This is a genomic window from Sphaerospermopsis sp. FACHB-1194 (assembly GCF_014696235.1).
GTDB lineage: Bacteria > Cyanobacteriota > Cyanobacteriia > Cyanobacteriales > Nostocaceae > Sphaerospermopsis > Sphaerospermopsis kisseleviana.
Window position 1 is genome coordinate 1 of record NZ_JACJPU010000077.1, and the last position, 14769, is coordinate 14769.

The following is a 14769-nucleotide window of genomic DNA, read 5'->3' on the forward strand; positions in this document are numbered from 1 at the left end:
AAGTTTTGCAAATATTAGATTTTGTTCATAGTAAACAAGTAATTCATCGAGATATTAAACCAGAAAATATTATTTTGAGTAGTGAAAATAAGTTATTTTTAGTAGATTTTGGGGCGGCGAAAATAGTTAAACCACAGCAACGCACAGCTACAGGAACAATTATTGGATCTGCTGAATATTGCGCCCCTGAACAGTCAATGGGTAAACCATTATTTATTAGTGATTTATATAGTTTAGGGGTAACTTGTTTGCATTTATTAACAGGAGTTAGTCCCTTTGATTTATATAGTCCGATGGAAGGGGAATGGGTATGGAGAGATTTTTTAAATGGGAATGTGGTAAGTGATGAATTAGGAAAGATTTTGGAAAAATTAGCAAGTCCTATTGCTAAATATCGTTATCAATCTGTTAAAGAAGTGATGCAGGATATCAATCCTATAAATCAACAAAATACTTCACAAATACCTATTAACCAAACATCTGTTAATATTTCTTCTCCATCTGTACCTAGTCGATATCAAAAACTAGAACAATTATTATCTACAGGTCAATGGAAAGAAGCAGATGAGGAAACAGCGCGGGTAATGTTAGCAGTAGCAAACCGGGAAAAAGAAGGTTTTTTAGATGCTCCAAGTATTGATAATTTTCCCTGTAATGACCTGTACACTATTGACAAATTATGGATCAAATATAGTAAGGATCGCTTTGGATTTTCTGTACAGAAACGGATTTATCAAAGTTTGGGGGGAACTAGAAAATATGATGAGAAAATTTGGATAGCCTTTGGTGATAGACTAGGATGGAGAAAAGAGGGAAAATGGTTATCCTACTGGTTATCCTACAAAGATATTACTTTTGATATAAAAGCACCAGAAGGCCACTTACCAGCACGGTTACGATGGAATACGGGAGGTTTAGGGAGAGGAGTTCTTTTCTCTCGCCTTGAGACTTGTGGACTGTAGAATTTAAAGATTACAGAAAAATATTAAGTCTGAATCAGGATAACCAGGATTAAAGGATGTACAGGATATTACCGTTAACCTACTAAAAAATAACATAGCCAAAGATCCCCGACTTCTATGATAATTAAACTTATGAATGAAAAGATTAACAAAAGAAGTCGGGGATCTAGAAGATTCTCTCTGTGTCCTCTGTGCCTCTGTGGTTCATTCTCAATCTCCTAGTCACAGATCCACAACTTAAAAATAAGGTAAAATCAAAGAATAATCAACCAAAAGTGAACAATGGAAAACCAACAATTAAAAGCCCTGATAAAAGAAACTATTTTAGAACTGATAGAAGAAGAAAAATGGACAATTCAAAAAATATTAATCCCAATTTTGACTAACAAAGAAAATAAAGAATGGAACGAATTTTCCTTAGAACAAGCTATGAGAGACTTAGAAAATGATCATCTTCCTGAATACACCGAATCTGATTTAATAGAAAAATGGCAATAGCAGGTCAAATCGTTCTTTTCAGATTTCCGCAAACTAACCTGACACTGGGGAAACTACGCCCTGCACTACTCATCAAACCCCTATCTAATAATAGTTATGATGACTGGTTAGCCTGTATGATTTCCACAAAAACAGGACAAGAAATAGCAGGATTAGATGAAATTATCTCACCCCAAGATATTGATTTTTCGCAAACAGGCTTAAAATCAGAAAGTGTGTTTCGAGTTTCACGACTAGCTGTAGTTTCCGAACAGATACTTTTAGGAAAAATTGGTGAAATTTCTGAAGCAAGATTAACAAAAATTAGACAAAATCTAGCAAATTGAATTTTAAAAGATTAGGCATATTTTTACGATTAAAAAACTTATAGGATGTTAGTGTAACCATTGACAACACAATGCAACTGCATTACATTAAAAATAAAAAACAAGCCTCAAAATTGTTATGGTTGTCAAACCCACACCATCCTCAGAGTCCACCCTAACAGACAGATATCAAACCACAATACCCGAACCCGTGCGTAAAGCTCTAGGCTTGGGTAAACGTGATAAAATTCGTTATGTGATTCAACCCGACGGTAAAGTAATTATTTCTCGCGTTGATCAAAAAGAAGAAGATCCAACATTGGGGGAATTTTTAAACTTTATTGCCCAGGATATAGAAAAAAATCCTCAGCATTTACAATTAATTAAACCAGAATTAGTAACCCGTATTCAATCCTTAGTTGCTGATGTAGAAATTGATCTGGATACACCACTATCAGACGAGGATGAGTAAAATTGTCTGAAGATCAACCCTTAATACAACCCTTAATAATTAATGGATGGACTATATTTGCTCATCCCTTGTTTTTAGAACAGTTAGAAGCACTGATCACACAAGTAGAAAATTTACGTCAGAAATATCCTCAAGAATACAAACAGAAAAACACCACAAAACGTTTAGCTGCTATTTTTAAACTTGCATTTAATGTCATTCCTCAAGATCCAACATTAAACGATTATCGTCAAGGTACAACCTTGGGAGATGAATATAAACACTGGTTTAGAGCTAAATTTTTTCAGCAATACCGATTATTTTTTAGATATCATCAACAGGGTAAAATCATTGTTTATGCTTGGGTAAACGATGAAAACACCAAGCGAGCATATCAAAGTAAAACCGATGCTTATCGAGTATTCCAAAAAATGCTAGAAAGTGGCAATCCTCCAGATGATTGGAATGATTTATTCAAAGAAGCAGAAAATCAAACTAATCGTTTAGAACAGATTTTCAAAACAGAGATTTAGGAAGGGATAACCAGGATTAAAAGATGCACAGGATATAGCTGTTAACTTACTGAAACATAACAGATATTTCCTCATCTGCGTTTATCTGCGTTCCCTAAAAATTAGGTGGGTAAAAAACCCACCCAATAAACCAGAAACTAAACCAAAGCGTTGAGATTTTTGGCAGTTTCAAAGAAATGAGCAACATTTTCTTCTGGTGTTTCTGGTAATACACCATGTCCCAGGTTAAGAATATGTCCCCAGTCGCCGGCTTTGCGAACGGTGTCCAAAATGCGATCGCGGATAAATTCTTTAGAACCAAATAACACACCCGGATCAAGATTACCCTGTACTTTCACGTCTTTACCCAGTCTTCTGCGTGCATCTGCCATATCCACAGTCCAGTCAATGGTGAGGATATCTGCACCAGAGGTAGCCATTCTTTCTAAAAGTCCTGCACTACCAGTCACTAACAAAATTAACGGTGTGTCAGGATGAGTTTGTTTCACCAAATCAAACACCATTTTTTGGTAAGGTAAAGCAAAGGTATCATAGTCTTGGGGGCTTAATTGTCCTGCCCAAGAATCAAACATCTGCACCACTTGAGCGCCACAATCAATTTGATAGCGCACATAATCAGCAATGGACTCAGCCAACTTAGTTAATAGCTGATGCAGAATTTTTGGATCTGAGAAAGCCATGTTTTTAATGATGGAATAGGTTTTAGAACCTTTACCTTCCACTGCATAGGCCGCCAAAGTCCAAGGAGCGCCCACAAAACCCAAAACCGTTGATTTATCGCCGACTTCTTGCCGTAAAGACCCCAAAATGGTCTTAATAAACGGTAAAGCAGCTTCAGGATCTAGGGGACGCAGGTTATCAATTTGTGCTTGTGTGCGAATGGGCGAAAAAATAATCGGTCCCTTCCCTTCCGCAATATCCATGTCAATACCCATACCAGGTAAGGGGGTGACAATATCGGAAAACAAAATTACGCCGTCGGGTTGAAAAGCTTTCCAAGGTTGCAGGGAAACTTCGATCGCAACTTCAGGAATTTCTGAGCGTTCCCGAAAAGAAGGATATTTCTCCCGCAAGTCCCGATACGCTTTCATATAGCGCCCCGCTTGTCGCATCATCCATACAGGGGGACGATCTACTTTTTCACCGCGTGCAGCCCTAAGGAGGAGAGGAACTGTTGAGGAAACACCCATTTAACACTACATCCTAAGTCACTTTTATATTTCACTGTTTAGCTTATCATCCTCAGATTACGCTTGAGTCCTATCCTCCAAAAGCTCTAACACTTGCTTTACTTAACTTAATAAAACGTTAAAATTGATAATTGAGGAGTCAGGAGTCAGGAGGTAAATATTTCTCCCCAGTCCCCAATCACCAATCACCTATTTTTCTCCCCAAATCACTTCTAACCGTTCCTGAGCTTGTTTTAGGGCGGCTTCAGGGGAAGATTTACCTAGTAATGTAGCTTCTATTGCTCTACCTAAACTATCAGAAATGCGACTATAACCAGCTATTGTAGGTCGAGAACCAGCCACAGGAATTTGGTCTACAAACACTTTTAACCAAGGTCTGGATTTGAGATATTCTTGGTATTCTGGGCTTTGTGCAGATTTGATATTTACAGGTAAAAAACCAGTACCCATTGCCCATTCGGTTTGAAATTGTTTACTGACAACAAACTCTAAAAATTCCAAAGCCGCTTTTTGTTTTTCTGGTGTAGTTTTCATTAAATAAAAATTGCCATTACCTATGACTGTCGCCCGTACTTTATTTTCAGGAATGGGAAACACACCAAAATCAACATTAGAGTTTTTAATATAAGTCCAGGGTCCAGTAATTTGCATCGCTACACGACCTTGAATAAAAGCATCTTCTTCATAGCCTCTTTCCGGGGGAGAAAGAGTTGCTGAACCATCTTTAATTAAGTCTTGCCAAAATTGTAATGCTTGAATAGCATCTGGATTATTTAAATTAGGATGGTTATTATTTAATATTTCACCACCTGCACCTAATAAAAAGGGAAACCAACTAAAAACAGTCCATTCTTGCTTGCCCAAAGGTAATAAAATTCCATATTGTTCTGGACGTTGATCGCCGTTGCGATCAATAGTTAATTTTTTGGCAACTTCCCTTAATTCTTGCCAGTTTTTAGGAGTTTCACTAATTCCCGCTTTTTTAAATAAATCATTTCGGTAAAAAATGCCCAGATTAGCAGTATAAAGAGGAACTGACCAGAGGTGATCATCTAATTGTAATTCCTCTATCACTTGCGGATAAATTTCCGATTTGGCCGCTGATTGATTAAACCAATCATCTAAAGGTTCAACTGCTCCTAATTCTACTAACTGTCCAGTTATTTGGGCAGAAAAATTTAAAATATCTGGAGCCGCATTACCTACCACTGCGGTTAATATTTTCGGTAATTGTTCCTCTGGTGTACCTGTGAAAATTGAGTCTACATGAATATGAGAATTTTCCTGATTAAATTGATCTACTAATTTATTGAATACATCCCGATTCACTGGCGGGTTAATTCCTTGCCATAAAGTCACATGAATGATATTATTATCTTTTTGAATATTCTGCTGACAACTAAATAGAAATAGGAAACAAGAAATTAAGATGATTACCGTTGTGAACATCCTCTGAGTGGAATTAAAAAACCGAATCCTGATAAATTTCATGTTGGTGGCTGAGAAAATTGCTGATTTATTAGGGATTTTCACTTTATCATTATATATCGTAATTTGTGATTTATATTCATTAACTCTCAAAATTTTATAGCCTAATTAAATGGCTACATATATCATGCTTGCACGCATTTAATCAAAGCCGCAATATATAAAACTCAGATTGGTAAATTAATTACCCAATGTCAAAGCAAAAATAATTAATCACTGGAGGCTGAAAAATTATCACAAAAATATAGTATTCCTATTTAATTTGTAGAGTTACTCATGTATGATGATAACTGCAATTTTTAATTGAGGATATTAATGATGAGTCAACCGACTTACAAATTATTATTTATGTCCACAGGTGTTGGTGCTTTGGGTTCAGGGTTAGGTGGTGGAATAGAAGTCACCCTCCCCAATATTGTCAAAGCAATGCAGCAAAGAGGACACACAATAGATATTGTTGCACCAGCAGGTTCTCGCAGTGGTTCGTTACCTTTGATAGAAATACCCGGAAATACACAAAATGCCGCCCAAGATCAAAAGTATGATGCAGAAATTGGCATTCCCACAAATTCAGTTTTAGCAAATATGTGGAGTTATGCTTATCAAGTACAGGGAAATTATGATTTAATTTTGAATTTTAGCTATGATTGGTTGCCATTATATTTAACGCAATTTTTTCCTCGTCCAGTAGCCCATTTAATTAGTATGAGTTCTCTACTGGATGCGATGGATGACATGATTGCCAAGGTAGCAACTCAGTTTCCTCATGCTATTGGTGTTCACTCAAAAACACAAGCTGCCACTTTTCCTTGCCCTGATGAATGTGTTTGTTTGTTTAATGGATTAGACTTGTCTTTGTATCAGTTTTGTGATCAACCTGGTAATAGCTTAGGTTGGGTAGGGCGCATAGCACCAGAAAAAGGTTTAGAAGATGCGGTAGCAGCAGCAAACACTTTAGGAATGCCTCTAAAAATCTTTGGTTTGATGCAAAATGAGGAATATTGGCAACAAGTTCGCCAAGCGTATCCCGATGCACAGATAGATTACCAAGGATTTGTCTCTACAAACGAATTACAAGCGGGACTGAGGGAATGTCAAGCTATGTTAGCTACTCCCCACTGGATAGACGCTTTCCCCACTGTAGGTTTAGAATCTTTAGCTTGTGGAGTACCGGTGATTGCTTATAGTCGGGGCGGTTTAGTGGAAATAGTGGAAGATGGCAAAACTGGGTTTTTGGTTGAGCCAGATAGTATACAAGGTTTAATAGATGCTGTTAAACGGGTACACACTATTGATCGTCAAAATTGTCGCCAGCAAGCAGAGAGTTTATATTCTTTGGCGGCAATGGGCGCTCGTGTAGAACAATGGTTTGAGAAGATTTTACACAGATAAGAAAAAATCAATAGTTTGCTTATTCCTTATCTGTTTTTACTGAACATGATATGACAGCAAAATATTCAAAATCTTTTGGGGTAAGCATCTTGCTTACCTCCAATTATTTTATGATACTTGGCGTAAACGTTGAGCTTCTGCACCAAAATTCGGATTTTCAATTACATGATTGGGTTGACTCCATTGAGAGTTTTTTGGTGTAATTAAGGAAAAGCAATCACACAAAATATCGCCACACCAATTAACTATTTCTTGGTGAAAACATTGTAAGCCAGCCTCTTGGGAGTATTGCTCAAATAGTTTAGCACTCATGCTTTCTGCTCGCCAATGAATGTTTTCTACCTCTAGCTTTCCAGTAGCGGGATTGAGATAATTGCCCAAGTTAGAATGATGGATAAATCCTACACCATTGGGTTTAAGTTTCAGGGCTATCTGTTGTAAATAGGATTTAATGACATCTTTTTCCACATGGACTAAGGAATCAAAACTAAAAACGAAATCAATAGATTCATCTTCAATCATGGTTAATGATTTTCCATCATTGACATGATATGTAATGTGAGAACAATCTGCAAAGCGTTCTTGACAAGCGGCAATACACTTTTCAGTTAAATCTACGATAATTAAATCTTGACAATAATCCTTTAAATATTGTGTACAACGTCCAAAACCAGGAGCTATTTCTAATATTGTTGTTCCTGTTTTTGTCTCAGGAATAAAGGTTTTAATTCGCGGATGTATAGTTCCAAAAAAACAGTTATCTGTTCCACCCCATGAACTCGACCATTCATTACCCTGATCTTTCCAATCGTAGTTAGACCATTTATTTAAGTTTTCCTGAACACTAGGCATTTTGATCTCCTGTCAATGAAAATATGTTAAAAATACGAAGATACAGCACTTAGGCTAGAGTGTGTACTTATGACTATGCAGCAGTTTAGGTCAATTTCCGATACAATTGTGAAATTGATGTGCTTTTAGGCATAATATCAAATATTACGCATGATTTAGCTAAATTATTGTATTCAGCAGGTAGAAAAATATGATCACACCACCTATTCCATCTTTTTTAAATAGCTTTTGGGAAGATGCTTTTAGTTTAAAGCAACATCTCCAGGAATTTTTAAGTTTGGATGAGCAAACATTAGAAAGTAAATTAGCTGCTGGTCAAAAAGAAATGGCTGAGTTAGGCCATAAAGATTTTGACTGGGAAAAAGCCACAGCTTTCTATCAGGATCAGGTAAAAAATGAGTATCTTTTTGAGCTTGGAGCATGGCATTTAAACAGTCATGATTATATTGGTAATACTTTACTATTAATTGCCAAATATGCTCAAGGTAGGGTATTAGATTTTGGTGGGGGAATTGGTACTCATGCTATTGGTGCTGCACTTTCGCCAAATGTTAAAGAGGTGTTTTATTTTGATATTAATCCGATTAATTGCGAGTTTGTCGAATATCGAGCTAAACAATTAGGGTTAGACAAAAAAATAATTTTGTGTCAAGAAATGCCTAGTTCAGAAATGTTTGATACTATTGTTTGTTTTGATGTTTTAGAACATTTACCAGATCCTATTCAACAATTACTTACATTCCATCAGTCTTTAGATGATGCAGGAAAAATCATTATGAATTGGTATTTCTTTAAAGGTTTTAATCAAGAATATCCTTTTCACCATGATGAACCAGAATTGCTAGATAGGTTTTTTCAGACATTACAAACTAAATTTGTAGAAGTTTTTCATCCTTATTTAATTACTGCTCGTTGTTATCGCAAATGGAGTTAATTTAAGGAATAATTTCTAATATTCCCTGATCTGCGTCTAATGTTGCTTGTACCCCCACAGGTAAAGCTGCATTAGGGCTATCATGACCAAAGGGTAAATCGGAAACAATGGGAATATTGAGATCAGATAAGCGATCGCCCAAAACCTCCTCTATACTCAAACTGGGTATATTCGGAGGTGCATCACACTTGGTAAAACCTCCCAAAGCAATACCGCGAACCTTAGATAGCATACCACTTAACCGCCATTGAGTTAACATCCGATCAATTCGATAGGGTGGTTCTGTCACATCTTCCAAAGCCAATATTACACCATCTAGATCCGGTAAAAGTGGTGTACCTAAAAGATGGGTTGCTACTGTGAGATTACCAGGAAGTAACACCCCTGTCACTGTACCACCACCCCAACCATTACCCTTTAAAGGTGCGATCGCTCGACCTGCTAAAATATCAAGTAACCGTTTTATTGACCATTCTGGCTCATCTTTGAGGGTAGTGAGTACGGGACCATGCACACCAGAAATACCAACTTTATAGAGACTCCAAAGCAGGGCTGTGATATCAGAAAAACCGATCAACCATTTAGGATCAGCCGTTTTTTGTTCCCAAGTCCAATTTTCCAAAATGCGGGTACTTCCAAAACCACCCCTAGAGCAGATAATACCGCGACATTCTGGATCATGCCATGCTGCGGCCAGTTGTTGACGACGGTGATCATCATTACCGGCAAGATAACCATGTCTACTTTCTAGATTATCGCTAATTTGGATATTGTAACCGTGCGCTTTCCAAATTTCTAGACTTTTTTCAAAAGCTGCAAATTCTCTTAACGCACCACTAGGAGCAATAACGCGCAATAAATCACCGGGTTTTAGAGGAGGAGGTAAGATGATGGGAGGCATGAATTTTAATTTATAACTAACCGCAAAGTACGCAAAGTTCACAAAGAAAGAACTCAAGCAAAAAATTTTTATTCAGTATTCATCTCAATTAAGTAAGATATCATACAGGACTAACTAAAAATTCCTCTTCTAACCTCTTTCCTTTGCGTTCTTTGTGTCCTTTGCGGTTCGTTTTCTTCTATTTCCTACAAATGAACCACGAAGACACGTTCACCGAAGGTGTTCCCGAAGGGTAGGAAGCGAAGAAAAGAGAGTTTGAGAGAGATTTTCAGTTATTTTGTAAGTTCTGAATTTCCAAATCTCTACAATAACTTACACTGTCCATGATGCCTTAAAAGATGATCGCATAAAACCAAAGCTACCATCGCATCAACCATAGGAACAGCACGGGGTAACACACAAGGATCATGTCTTCCTTTTCCGGCTAAAACCGTTTCTTCTCCTTCTTTAGTGACGGTTTTTTGTTCTTTTCTAATAGTGGCGGTTGGTTTGAAAGCAACTCGTAAAATAATATTTTCGCCGTTGGAAATTCCTCCTTGAATACCTCCAGAACGGTTGGTTAATGTTCTAATTTCTCCGTTTTCATCAATATAAAATTCGTCGTTATGTTCAAACCCTGTTAATAATGTTCCGTCAAAACCTGAACCAATTTCAAAACCTTTACTTGCAGGAAGTGACATTACTGCTTTTGCTAAGTCTGCTTCTAATTTATCAAAAACCGGTTCTCCTAAACCTTTGGGAACGTTTCTCACTACACATTCAACTACACCACCAATAGAGTTACCATCTCTACCAGTTTTTTCAATTAACTCTATCATTTGGTTGGCCATTTCCCCATCGGGACAACGCACAATGTTACTTTCTACATCTTCCAAGGTGACGGTGTTTGTATCAACATTTCCTTCTAAGTCTTTGATGCGTTTAACATAGGCGATAATTTCTACACCTGCAACTTGACGGAGAATTTTTTTAGCGATCGCACCAGCAGCTACTCTCCCTATTGTCTCACGCGCTGACGACCTTCCGCCACCTTGCCAATTTCTAAATCCATATTTTGCATCATAGGTAGCATCCGCATGGGAAGGACGGTATTTTTGCGCCATCTCATCGTAGTCTTGGGAACGGGTATCTTTATTTCTGACTAAAATTGCGATGGGTGTTCCCAGGGTTTTACCTTCAAATGTCCCTGACAATATCTCACAGGTGTCTGCTTCTTTGCGGGGTGTTGTGATTTTACTTTGTCCTGGCCGTCTTCTGTCTAGTTCAAATTGAATTTCTTCCGGGGAAATTTCCAGTCGTGGGGGACAACCATCAATGATAACACCCACACCGCCGCCGTGAGATTCGCCAAATGTCGTGATTCGGAAAAGATGACCAAATGTGCTACCCATGTTGTTGAGGAAATACAGTCTGAATTATGTATTTTACATGGTGTTGTACCAGAGATCATGCCTTTATTGCTGTGTCACAATAATTCAATAAATTCATCTACACTTAAACCTGCTTGTCGAATAATTCCTCGCAAAGTACCCCTATCTAATTCTTTATGATCTGGTACAGATATTGTAGTTCTCGGTTCTTCACGAACCAATATAATGTGACTTCCTCTTTGTCTATCTACAAAAAAGCCGATTTTTTCTAATGCTTTCACACACTCTAAACCTGAGACAATAGGTAATTTACTCACACCAACACTACCTCAACTGTATCTTCTGGAACAGGTTCACCTCTATCTTGTAAAACTTCAATATATAGAGATATTGCTTCTTCAATATTAGCTAAAGCTTCCTCACGGGTTTTACCCTGACTAATACAACCGGGTAAACTGGGTACTTCAACAACAAAATACCCATCTTCACCATGAGATAACAGCACTTTACGTTGAGATTTCATTGTTTTCATAGTTCAAGGATTTTTTTGATGGAATAAACAATCTGGTTCAATTTATTTTATTTAGGTAAATCATTTATATGATATAACATTATTTGTCAATTTGCCAAATGTATTTTAAATTGAGATTGGCATTGTTAACGCTATGTTGATTATGCAAATTACAAACCGTGATGTAAAATGGTTATGATATAAAGAAACTTCCAAAAATATACATTATGATGCAGTTTACAGTATTCTACTCTTGGCAATCTGATTTACCAAAAGAAACTAACCAAGGAGTAATTAAAGGGGCTATCGGAATAGCGAGCAATAAACTGGAAAATGAGTTTAAAGAAATTGATTTACGTATTACTTTAGATGAAGCAACACGTGATCTACCTGGAAGCCCTCATATACCATCCGCTATTTTTGATAAAATTGCATCTGCTGATGCCTTTATTTGTGACATAACTACAATTAATAAAGAAGTTATAGAAGCTATCAAAAACCTGCAAGCTACAGAAGGTAGAAAAAAGCCACAAGAAGTAAGAACTGTTCCCAACCCAAATGTAATGATTGAACTAGGATATGCAATTGCGCTTCTTGGTTGGGAGAGAATAATTAGGGTTTGCTGAATAAACCTAAAACCTTGATATATCAAAGGTTAGAGGCTGATAAACACAGAAATTAGTGCAAGGGTTTTGAAGGGTATACCGGAAAAAGTGTGCATTTTTGGGGATTTCAAGAGATGGCAAAGAAATTTTCAAATCTCCTCCTGACTCCTGACTCCTGACTCCTGACTCCTATGCCCTCACGGAAAGACTTTCTCAGCAACCCCTAATTATGTTATTCAATACATCCTATGGTGATTTAAAAGATGCACCTTTTGATATAGTTGTCAATCGCATTACTGACTATAATTCAAGTCCTAAAGCAGAATATTTTACAGAAAAGCAGTTGCAAGGAAATCAAAAACAACTCAGCCAGAAAATTCATGAAGCCTTAAAACTAATTATTGAAAAATCGCCGAATAAACCAAAATACAAAGCTGAACTTACCCCAGAAGAAATAAAGCGTAAGCGTGACATTTCCACTATTCAAACTATTCTGGAAACAATTCATATAACGAGTATTAAGAACCATATAAACGAAGCTCCACAAAAAGTTTATACTGAAATATTCTACTTTTATAACACTTTTGAAGGAAAATTGACGAGCGGAAACTACCACCTTTATGATGATAAACTTAAAGACTTAGTAGAGAAAGTTCATGTTACATGGGGTAAAACTCTTTCATACGGTGAACATTATCATTTTCCACCAGGTCGTTGTCTCTTTTTTCAAGTTCATGACTATATGCCATTAACCGACAAACAACAAAAAGATTGGAATGATATTGAAAAAGCTTTAAGAGAGCTTGAATCAGTATTTGATGAATTGCTGAATTACATTAGAGAAAATTATTTAGAAATTGATCTTCAAGAAACAACCTCTACAGCGTGGCGTGAATATGTTGATTTCATGAATGAAAATAAAAATGAATAAAATTTAATCATAAAAATTCCCATCCTGTAAATCCTTAAATCCTGGACATCCTGATTCAGACAAAAATAAATTTAAAACATCTTCTCAAATTCTGATAATGTTTCTATATATAATTCAACTGCTTCCTTGATATTTGCTTGTACTGCTTCTAATGAATCACCTTCAGATTGACAACCAGGAAGTTCAGGACAATAAGCATAATATCCATGTTCATCTTTTTCAATGACAATACTAACTTTATAGGACATAAAATAAACTTTCCTTGTTTACTAAAACATTGACTATCATATCATATTTTCCATTTGCCCATTATTTCGCAATATAAAAATGCGGTGTTTTGCTTCTTTCAAAATTTCTTGGTTATTTACATCAGTTTGTTTTGCACATTCTAACTCTAACCTTTCAAACAAATAACCATAAACCTCTAAACCCTTTTCATAATTTTCCGGTTGATGCAATAAATCATCACAAACCTTTAAAGTATCAAAAGCAAATTGATAATTACCCTGTTCACAATGATGATAAAAAGCATCAATATAATCTGTTAAATCATCTTCCCAATCCCAATTTTCCAGCCAATCACCTTCTATATCATCAACATAAAGATGAATATAATCAGCACCATAATTTTGCTTATCTAGTTGCAATTGTTGGGATGCTTCCAAATATTTCCAATCTATCTCAGAACTGGACTGATTATAAATCTTTACATCGTTAGTCATAATACTATCCAGGAAAAGGTATAACAGCAATAAAATTAGTCGGGCGATCGCTACTCTCTTTTAGCATAACATCAGCTAACTTGAGTAGATTGTTTGGACTGTTCACTTGATTATCATGAGCAACCAATAAAGCCCTTTTAATACCCCAACATGATAGAGTGTTATTCCATCGCTGCTGCTTATTTAGAAAATCAGGGTTGGGTTGTCCATCCTGCAAGTTAGAAATACCTGTAAGTTGAACAAAAATAGGCTCAAGTGTACTAGGAACATGACTAACAAGTAAATCTGTAGCCATAGATAAATCTAGAATGTAACGGTTAGAAGCACTCCCATCATTTCTAGAGTTGATAGTTTTAGTCAAATTTAAAATTAAATCTTCATCATTACCAGTATACTCGTCTTGTATAAGTTTTTCAATCCAAAAAGAAAATTTGGGATCTTCTTGACTCAACCATTTAGGTAAGATTACTGTATACCAGTAATACTCAGTTACAGATATATTCTTTTGTTGGCAATATCTTTCTCTTTCTGCTGGAGATAACTTTAAAAGTGGTTGGATTGTATATAGATAAGTTTCAATATCATAATAAAATTCATTCAGGAAGTCTATTAAAAACCGTTTTTTCTCCAAAATTTCGTTTTTATATTTAGATAGTGTAGTTCCAATTTCATTAATCCTAGCTGCTAACTTAGGTTCTATAAATAAAGCTTTCTTTTTTAGAAGTTGCAACCTGGGCTTAATCTCATTTGCTTGTAGTCTAATCCTGTTTTTGGTCAAGTCAAATCTCCATCAACCGTTATTAAGGTAATTTTATACCATTTTGTTTATTAAGTTTATCAAACATGGGTATTCCAGAAAAACATCCCATCAAAATTATTTAACATTTACTTTTGCAGTAACTAAAACGTAAAATATGTAATAATTCCTACCTTCCTGAAACTCCTTAAAATTTCCATCCTGTACATCCTTAAATCCTGGATATCCTGATTCTGACAAAAAAATACCCCCCATTTCTGGAGGGTATTTTCTTATTTAACTAAGCTTATTAAACCCAGTTTCAGATTAACCGTTGATTGCAGGAGCAGTCAAAGCAACAGGAGCAACTTCACCAGCAGCTAAGTCT

At 36.2% G+C, this 14769-nt stretch carries 19 protein-coding genes; 9 read left to right on the forward strand and 10 right to left on the reverse strand.

Features of this window, described 5'->3' with window-relative positions:
* The 5 genes from H6F45_RS25025 to H6F45_RS25045 all read left to right on the forward strand — a co-directional run.
* Positions 1 to 962: GUN4 domain-containing protein (locus H6F45_RS25025; RefSeq protein WP_190348698.1), on the forward strand; the 962-nt coding region annotated here is incomplete at its 5' end.
* Between the two features lie 282 nt (positions 963 to 1244).
* Positions 1245 to 1460 carry a hypothetical protein gene (locus tag H6F45_RS25030; protein ID WP_190348699.1) on the forward strand — a complete coding sequence of 72 codons (216 nt, stop codon included), beginning with the start codon at positions 1245 to 1247 and terminating at the stop codon, positions 1458 to 1460.
* Positions 1451 to 1786, forward strand: coding sequence for a type II toxin-antitoxin system PemK/MazF family toxin (locus tag H6F45_RS25035; RefSeq protein WP_190348700.1), 336 nt, complete (start codon positions 1451 to 1453; stop codon positions 1784 to 1786). Before H6F45_RS25030 ends, H6F45_RS25035 begins: the two co-directional genes overlap by 10 nt.
* 118 nt (positions 1787 to 1904) lie before the next feature.
* Positions 1905 to 2237, forward strand: a complete 333-nt coding sequence (locus H6F45_RS25040; RefSeq protein WP_190348701.1) for a type II toxin-antitoxin system PrlF family antitoxin — start codon at positions 1905 to 1907, stop codon at positions 2235 to 2237.
* 2 nt (positions 2238 to 2239) lie between these two features.
* Positions 2240 to 2749 (forward strand): type II toxin-antitoxin system YhaV family toxin, encoded by a 510-nt coding sequence (locus H6F45_RS25045; protein WP_199301910.1) that lies wholly within the window; start codon positions 2240 to 2242, stop codon positions 2747 to 2749.
* 137 nt (positions 2750 to 2886) lie between these two features.
* Here H6F45_RS25045 and hemE read toward each other — a convergent pair whose 3' ends face one another.
* Both hemE and H6F45_RS25055 read right to left on the reverse strand, forming a co-directional pair.
* A complete protein-coding gene (gene hemE / locus H6F45_RS25050; RefSeq protein WP_096569179.1) occupies positions 2887 to 3939 on the reverse strand; it encodes a uroporphyrinogen decarboxylase in 1053 nt (350 codons plus the stop codon).
* Positions 3940 to 4128: 189 nt separating this feature from the next.
* Positions 4129 to 5388, reverse strand: a complete 1260-nt coding sequence (locus tag H6F45_RS25055) for an ABC transporter substrate-binding protein (protein WP_236104105.1) — start codon at positions 5386 to 5388, stop codon at positions 4129 to 4131.
* A 357-nt stretch (positions 5389 to 5745) separates the two neighbouring features.
* Here H6F45_RS25055 and H6F45_RS25060 point away from each other — a divergent pair, with 357 nt between their 5' ends.
* The gene (locus tag H6F45_RS25060) at positions 5746 to 6819 is read left to right on the forward strand and encodes a glycosyltransferase family 4 protein (RefSeq protein ID WP_190348708.1); all 1074 of its coding nucleotides are present in this window, start codon (positions 5746 to 5748) and stop codon (positions 6817 to 6819) included.
* A 108-nt stretch (positions 6820 to 6927) separates the two neighbouring features.
* Here H6F45_RS25060 and H6F45_RS25065 read toward each other — a convergent pair whose 3' ends face one another.
* Complete coding sequence (locus H6F45_RS25065; RefSeq protein ID WP_137668327.1) at positions 6928 to 7671, reverse strand: class I SAM-dependent methyltransferase; 744 nt, start codon at positions 7669 to 7671, stop codon at positions 6928 to 6930.
* A 190-nt stretch (positions 7672 to 7861) separates the two neighbouring features.
* Between H6F45_RS25065 and H6F45_RS25070 the strand changes: the two genes are divergently transcribed.
* A complete protein-coding gene (locus tag H6F45_RS25070) occupies positions 7862 to 8605 on the forward strand; it encodes a methyltransferase domain-containing protein (protein ID WP_137668326.1) in 744 nt (247 codons plus the stop codon).
* A gap of 1 nt (position 8606) precedes the next feature.
* Here the strand turns inward: H6F45_RS25070 and H6F45_RS25075 are convergent, their stop codons facing one another.
* From H6F45_RS25075 to H6F45_RS25090, 4 genes are all read right to left on the reverse strand, one after another.
* Complete coding sequence (locus tag H6F45_RS25075) at positions 8607 to 9506, reverse strand: LD-carboxypeptidase (protein WP_137668329.1); 900 nt, start codon at positions 9504 to 9506, stop codon at positions 8607 to 8609.
* 302 nt (positions 9507 to 9808) lie between these two features.
* Positions 9809 to 10897 carry a chorismate synthase gene (gene aroC / locus H6F45_RS25080; protein WP_190348702.1) on the reverse strand — a complete coding sequence of 363 codons (1089 nt, stop codon included), beginning with the start codon at positions 10895 to 10897 and terminating at the stop codon, positions 9809 to 9811.
* 74 nt (positions 10898 to 10971) lie between these two features.
* Complete coding sequence (locus tag H6F45_RS25085) at positions 10972 to 11193, reverse strand: type II toxin-antitoxin system HicA family toxin (RefSeq protein ID WP_096569159.1); 222 nt, start codon at positions 11191 to 11193, stop codon at positions 10972 to 10974.
* Complete coding sequence (locus tag H6F45_RS25090) at positions 11190 to 11408, reverse strand: type II toxin-antitoxin system HicB family antitoxin (protein WP_096569157.1); 219 nt, start codon at positions 11406 to 11408, stop codon at positions 11190 to 11192. The genes H6F45_RS25085 and H6F45_RS25090 overlap by 4 nt, the downstream gene beginning before the upstream one ends.
* A gap of 206 nt (positions 11409 to 11614) precedes the next feature.
* Between H6F45_RS25090 and H6F45_RS25095 the strand changes: the two genes are divergently transcribed.
* Positions 11615 to 12013 carry a hypothetical protein gene (locus tag H6F45_RS25095; RefSeq protein WP_190348703.1) on the forward strand — a complete coding sequence of 133 codons (399 nt, stop codon included), beginning with the start codon at positions 11615 to 11617 and terminating at the stop codon, positions 12011 to 12013.
* A gap of 208 nt (positions 12014 to 12221) precedes the next feature.
* Entirely contained in the window at positions 12222 to 12923 is a 702-nt protein-coding gene (locus H6F45_RS25100; protein WP_190348704.1) for a hypothetical protein, read from the forward strand.
* Between the two features lie 71 nt (positions 12924 to 12994).
* Here the strand turns inward: H6F45_RS25100 and H6F45_RS25105 are convergent, their stop codons facing one another.
* Genes H6F45_RS25105 through H6F45_RS25115 form a run of 3 tightly spaced genes read right to left on the reverse strand, consistent with a single transcriptional unit; the run spans position 12995 to position 14375 of the window.
* The gene (locus H6F45_RS25105; RefSeq protein ID WP_096569151.1) at positions 12995 to 13171 is read right to left on the reverse strand and encodes a type II toxin-antitoxin system HicB family antitoxin; all 177 of its coding nucleotides are present in this window, start codon (positions 13169 to 13171) and stop codon (positions 12995 to 12997) included.
* Between the two features lie 36 nt (positions 13172 to 13207).
* Positions 13208 to 13645 carry a hypothetical protein gene (locus H6F45_RS25110; RefSeq protein WP_190348705.1) on the reverse strand — a complete coding sequence of 146 codons (438 nt, stop codon included), beginning with the start codon at positions 13643 to 13645 and terminating at the stop codon, positions 13208 to 13210.
* Positions 13646 to 13649: 4 nt separating this feature from the next.
* On the reverse strand, positions 13650 to 14375 hold the full coding sequence (locus H6F45_RS25115; protein ID WP_242052723.1) for a hypothetical protein: 726 nt from the start codon (positions 14373 to 14375) through the stop codon (positions 13650 to 13652).
* Between the last annotated feature and the right edge of the window lie 394 nt (positions 14376 to 14769).

Excerpts from the sequence above, each read along its gene's own strand:
- H6F45_RS25100 (WP_190348704.1), top strand. The coding sequence starts at position 12,222 with ATGTTATTCAATACATCCTATGGTGATTTAAAAGATGCACCTTTTGAT.
- H6F45_RS25060 (WP_190348708.1), top strand. The coding sequence starts at position 5,746 with ATGAGTCAACCGACTTACAAATTATTATTTATGTCCACAGGTGTTGGT.
- H6F45_RS25095 (WP_190348703.1), top strand. The coding sequence starts at position 11,615 with ATGATGCAGTTTACAGTATTCTACTCTTGGCAATCTGATTTACCAAAA.
- hemE (WP_096569179.1), bottom strand. The coding sequence starts at position 3,939 with ATGGGTGTTTCCTCAACAGTTCCTCTCCTCCTTAGGGCTGCACGCGGT.
- H6F45_RS25030 (WP_190348699.1), top strand. The coding sequence starts at position 1,245 with ATGGAAAACCAACAATTAAAAGCCCTGATAAAAGAAACTATTTTAGAA.
- H6F45_RS25040 (WP_190348701.1), top strand. The coding sequence starts at position 1,905 with ATGGTTGTCAAACCCACACCATCCTCAGAGTCCACCCTAACAGACAGA.
- H6F45_RS25110 (WP_190348705.1), bottom strand. The coding sequence starts at position 13,645 with ATGACTAACGATGTAAAGATTTATAATCAGTCCAGTTCTGAGATAGAT.
- H6F45_RS25035 (WP_190348700.1), top strand. The coding sequence starts at position 1,451 with ATGGCAATAGCAGGTCAAATCGTTCTTTTCAGATTTCCGCAAACTAAC.
- H6F45_RS25090 (WP_096569157.1), bottom strand. The coding sequence starts at position 11,408 with ATGAAAACAATGAAATCTCAACGTAAAGTGCTGTTATCTCATGGTGAA.
- aroC (WP_190348702.1), bottom strand. The coding sequence starts at position 10,897 with ATGGGTAGCACATTTGGTCATCTTTTCCGAATCACGACATTTGGCGAA.
- H6F45_RS25075 (WP_137668329.1), bottom strand. The coding sequence starts at position 9,506 with ATGCCTCCCATCATCTTACCTCCTCCTCTAAAACCCGGTGATTTATTG.
- H6F45_RS25065 (WP_137668327.1), bottom strand. The coding sequence starts at position 7,671 with ATGCCTAGTGTTCAGGAAAACTTAAATAAATGGTCTAACTACGATTGG.
- H6F45_RS25105 (WP_096569151.1), bottom strand. The coding sequence starts at position 13,171 with ATGTCCTATAAAGTTAGTATTGTCATTGAAAAAGATGAACATGGATAT.
- H6F45_RS25070 (WP_137668326.1), top strand. The coding sequence starts at position 7,862 with ATGATCACACCACCTATTCCATCTTTTTTAAATAGCTTTTGGGAAGAT.
- H6F45_RS25055 (WP_236104105.1), bottom strand. The coding sequence starts at position 5,388 with ATGTTCACAACGGTAATCATCTTAATTTCTTGTTTCCTATTTCTATTT.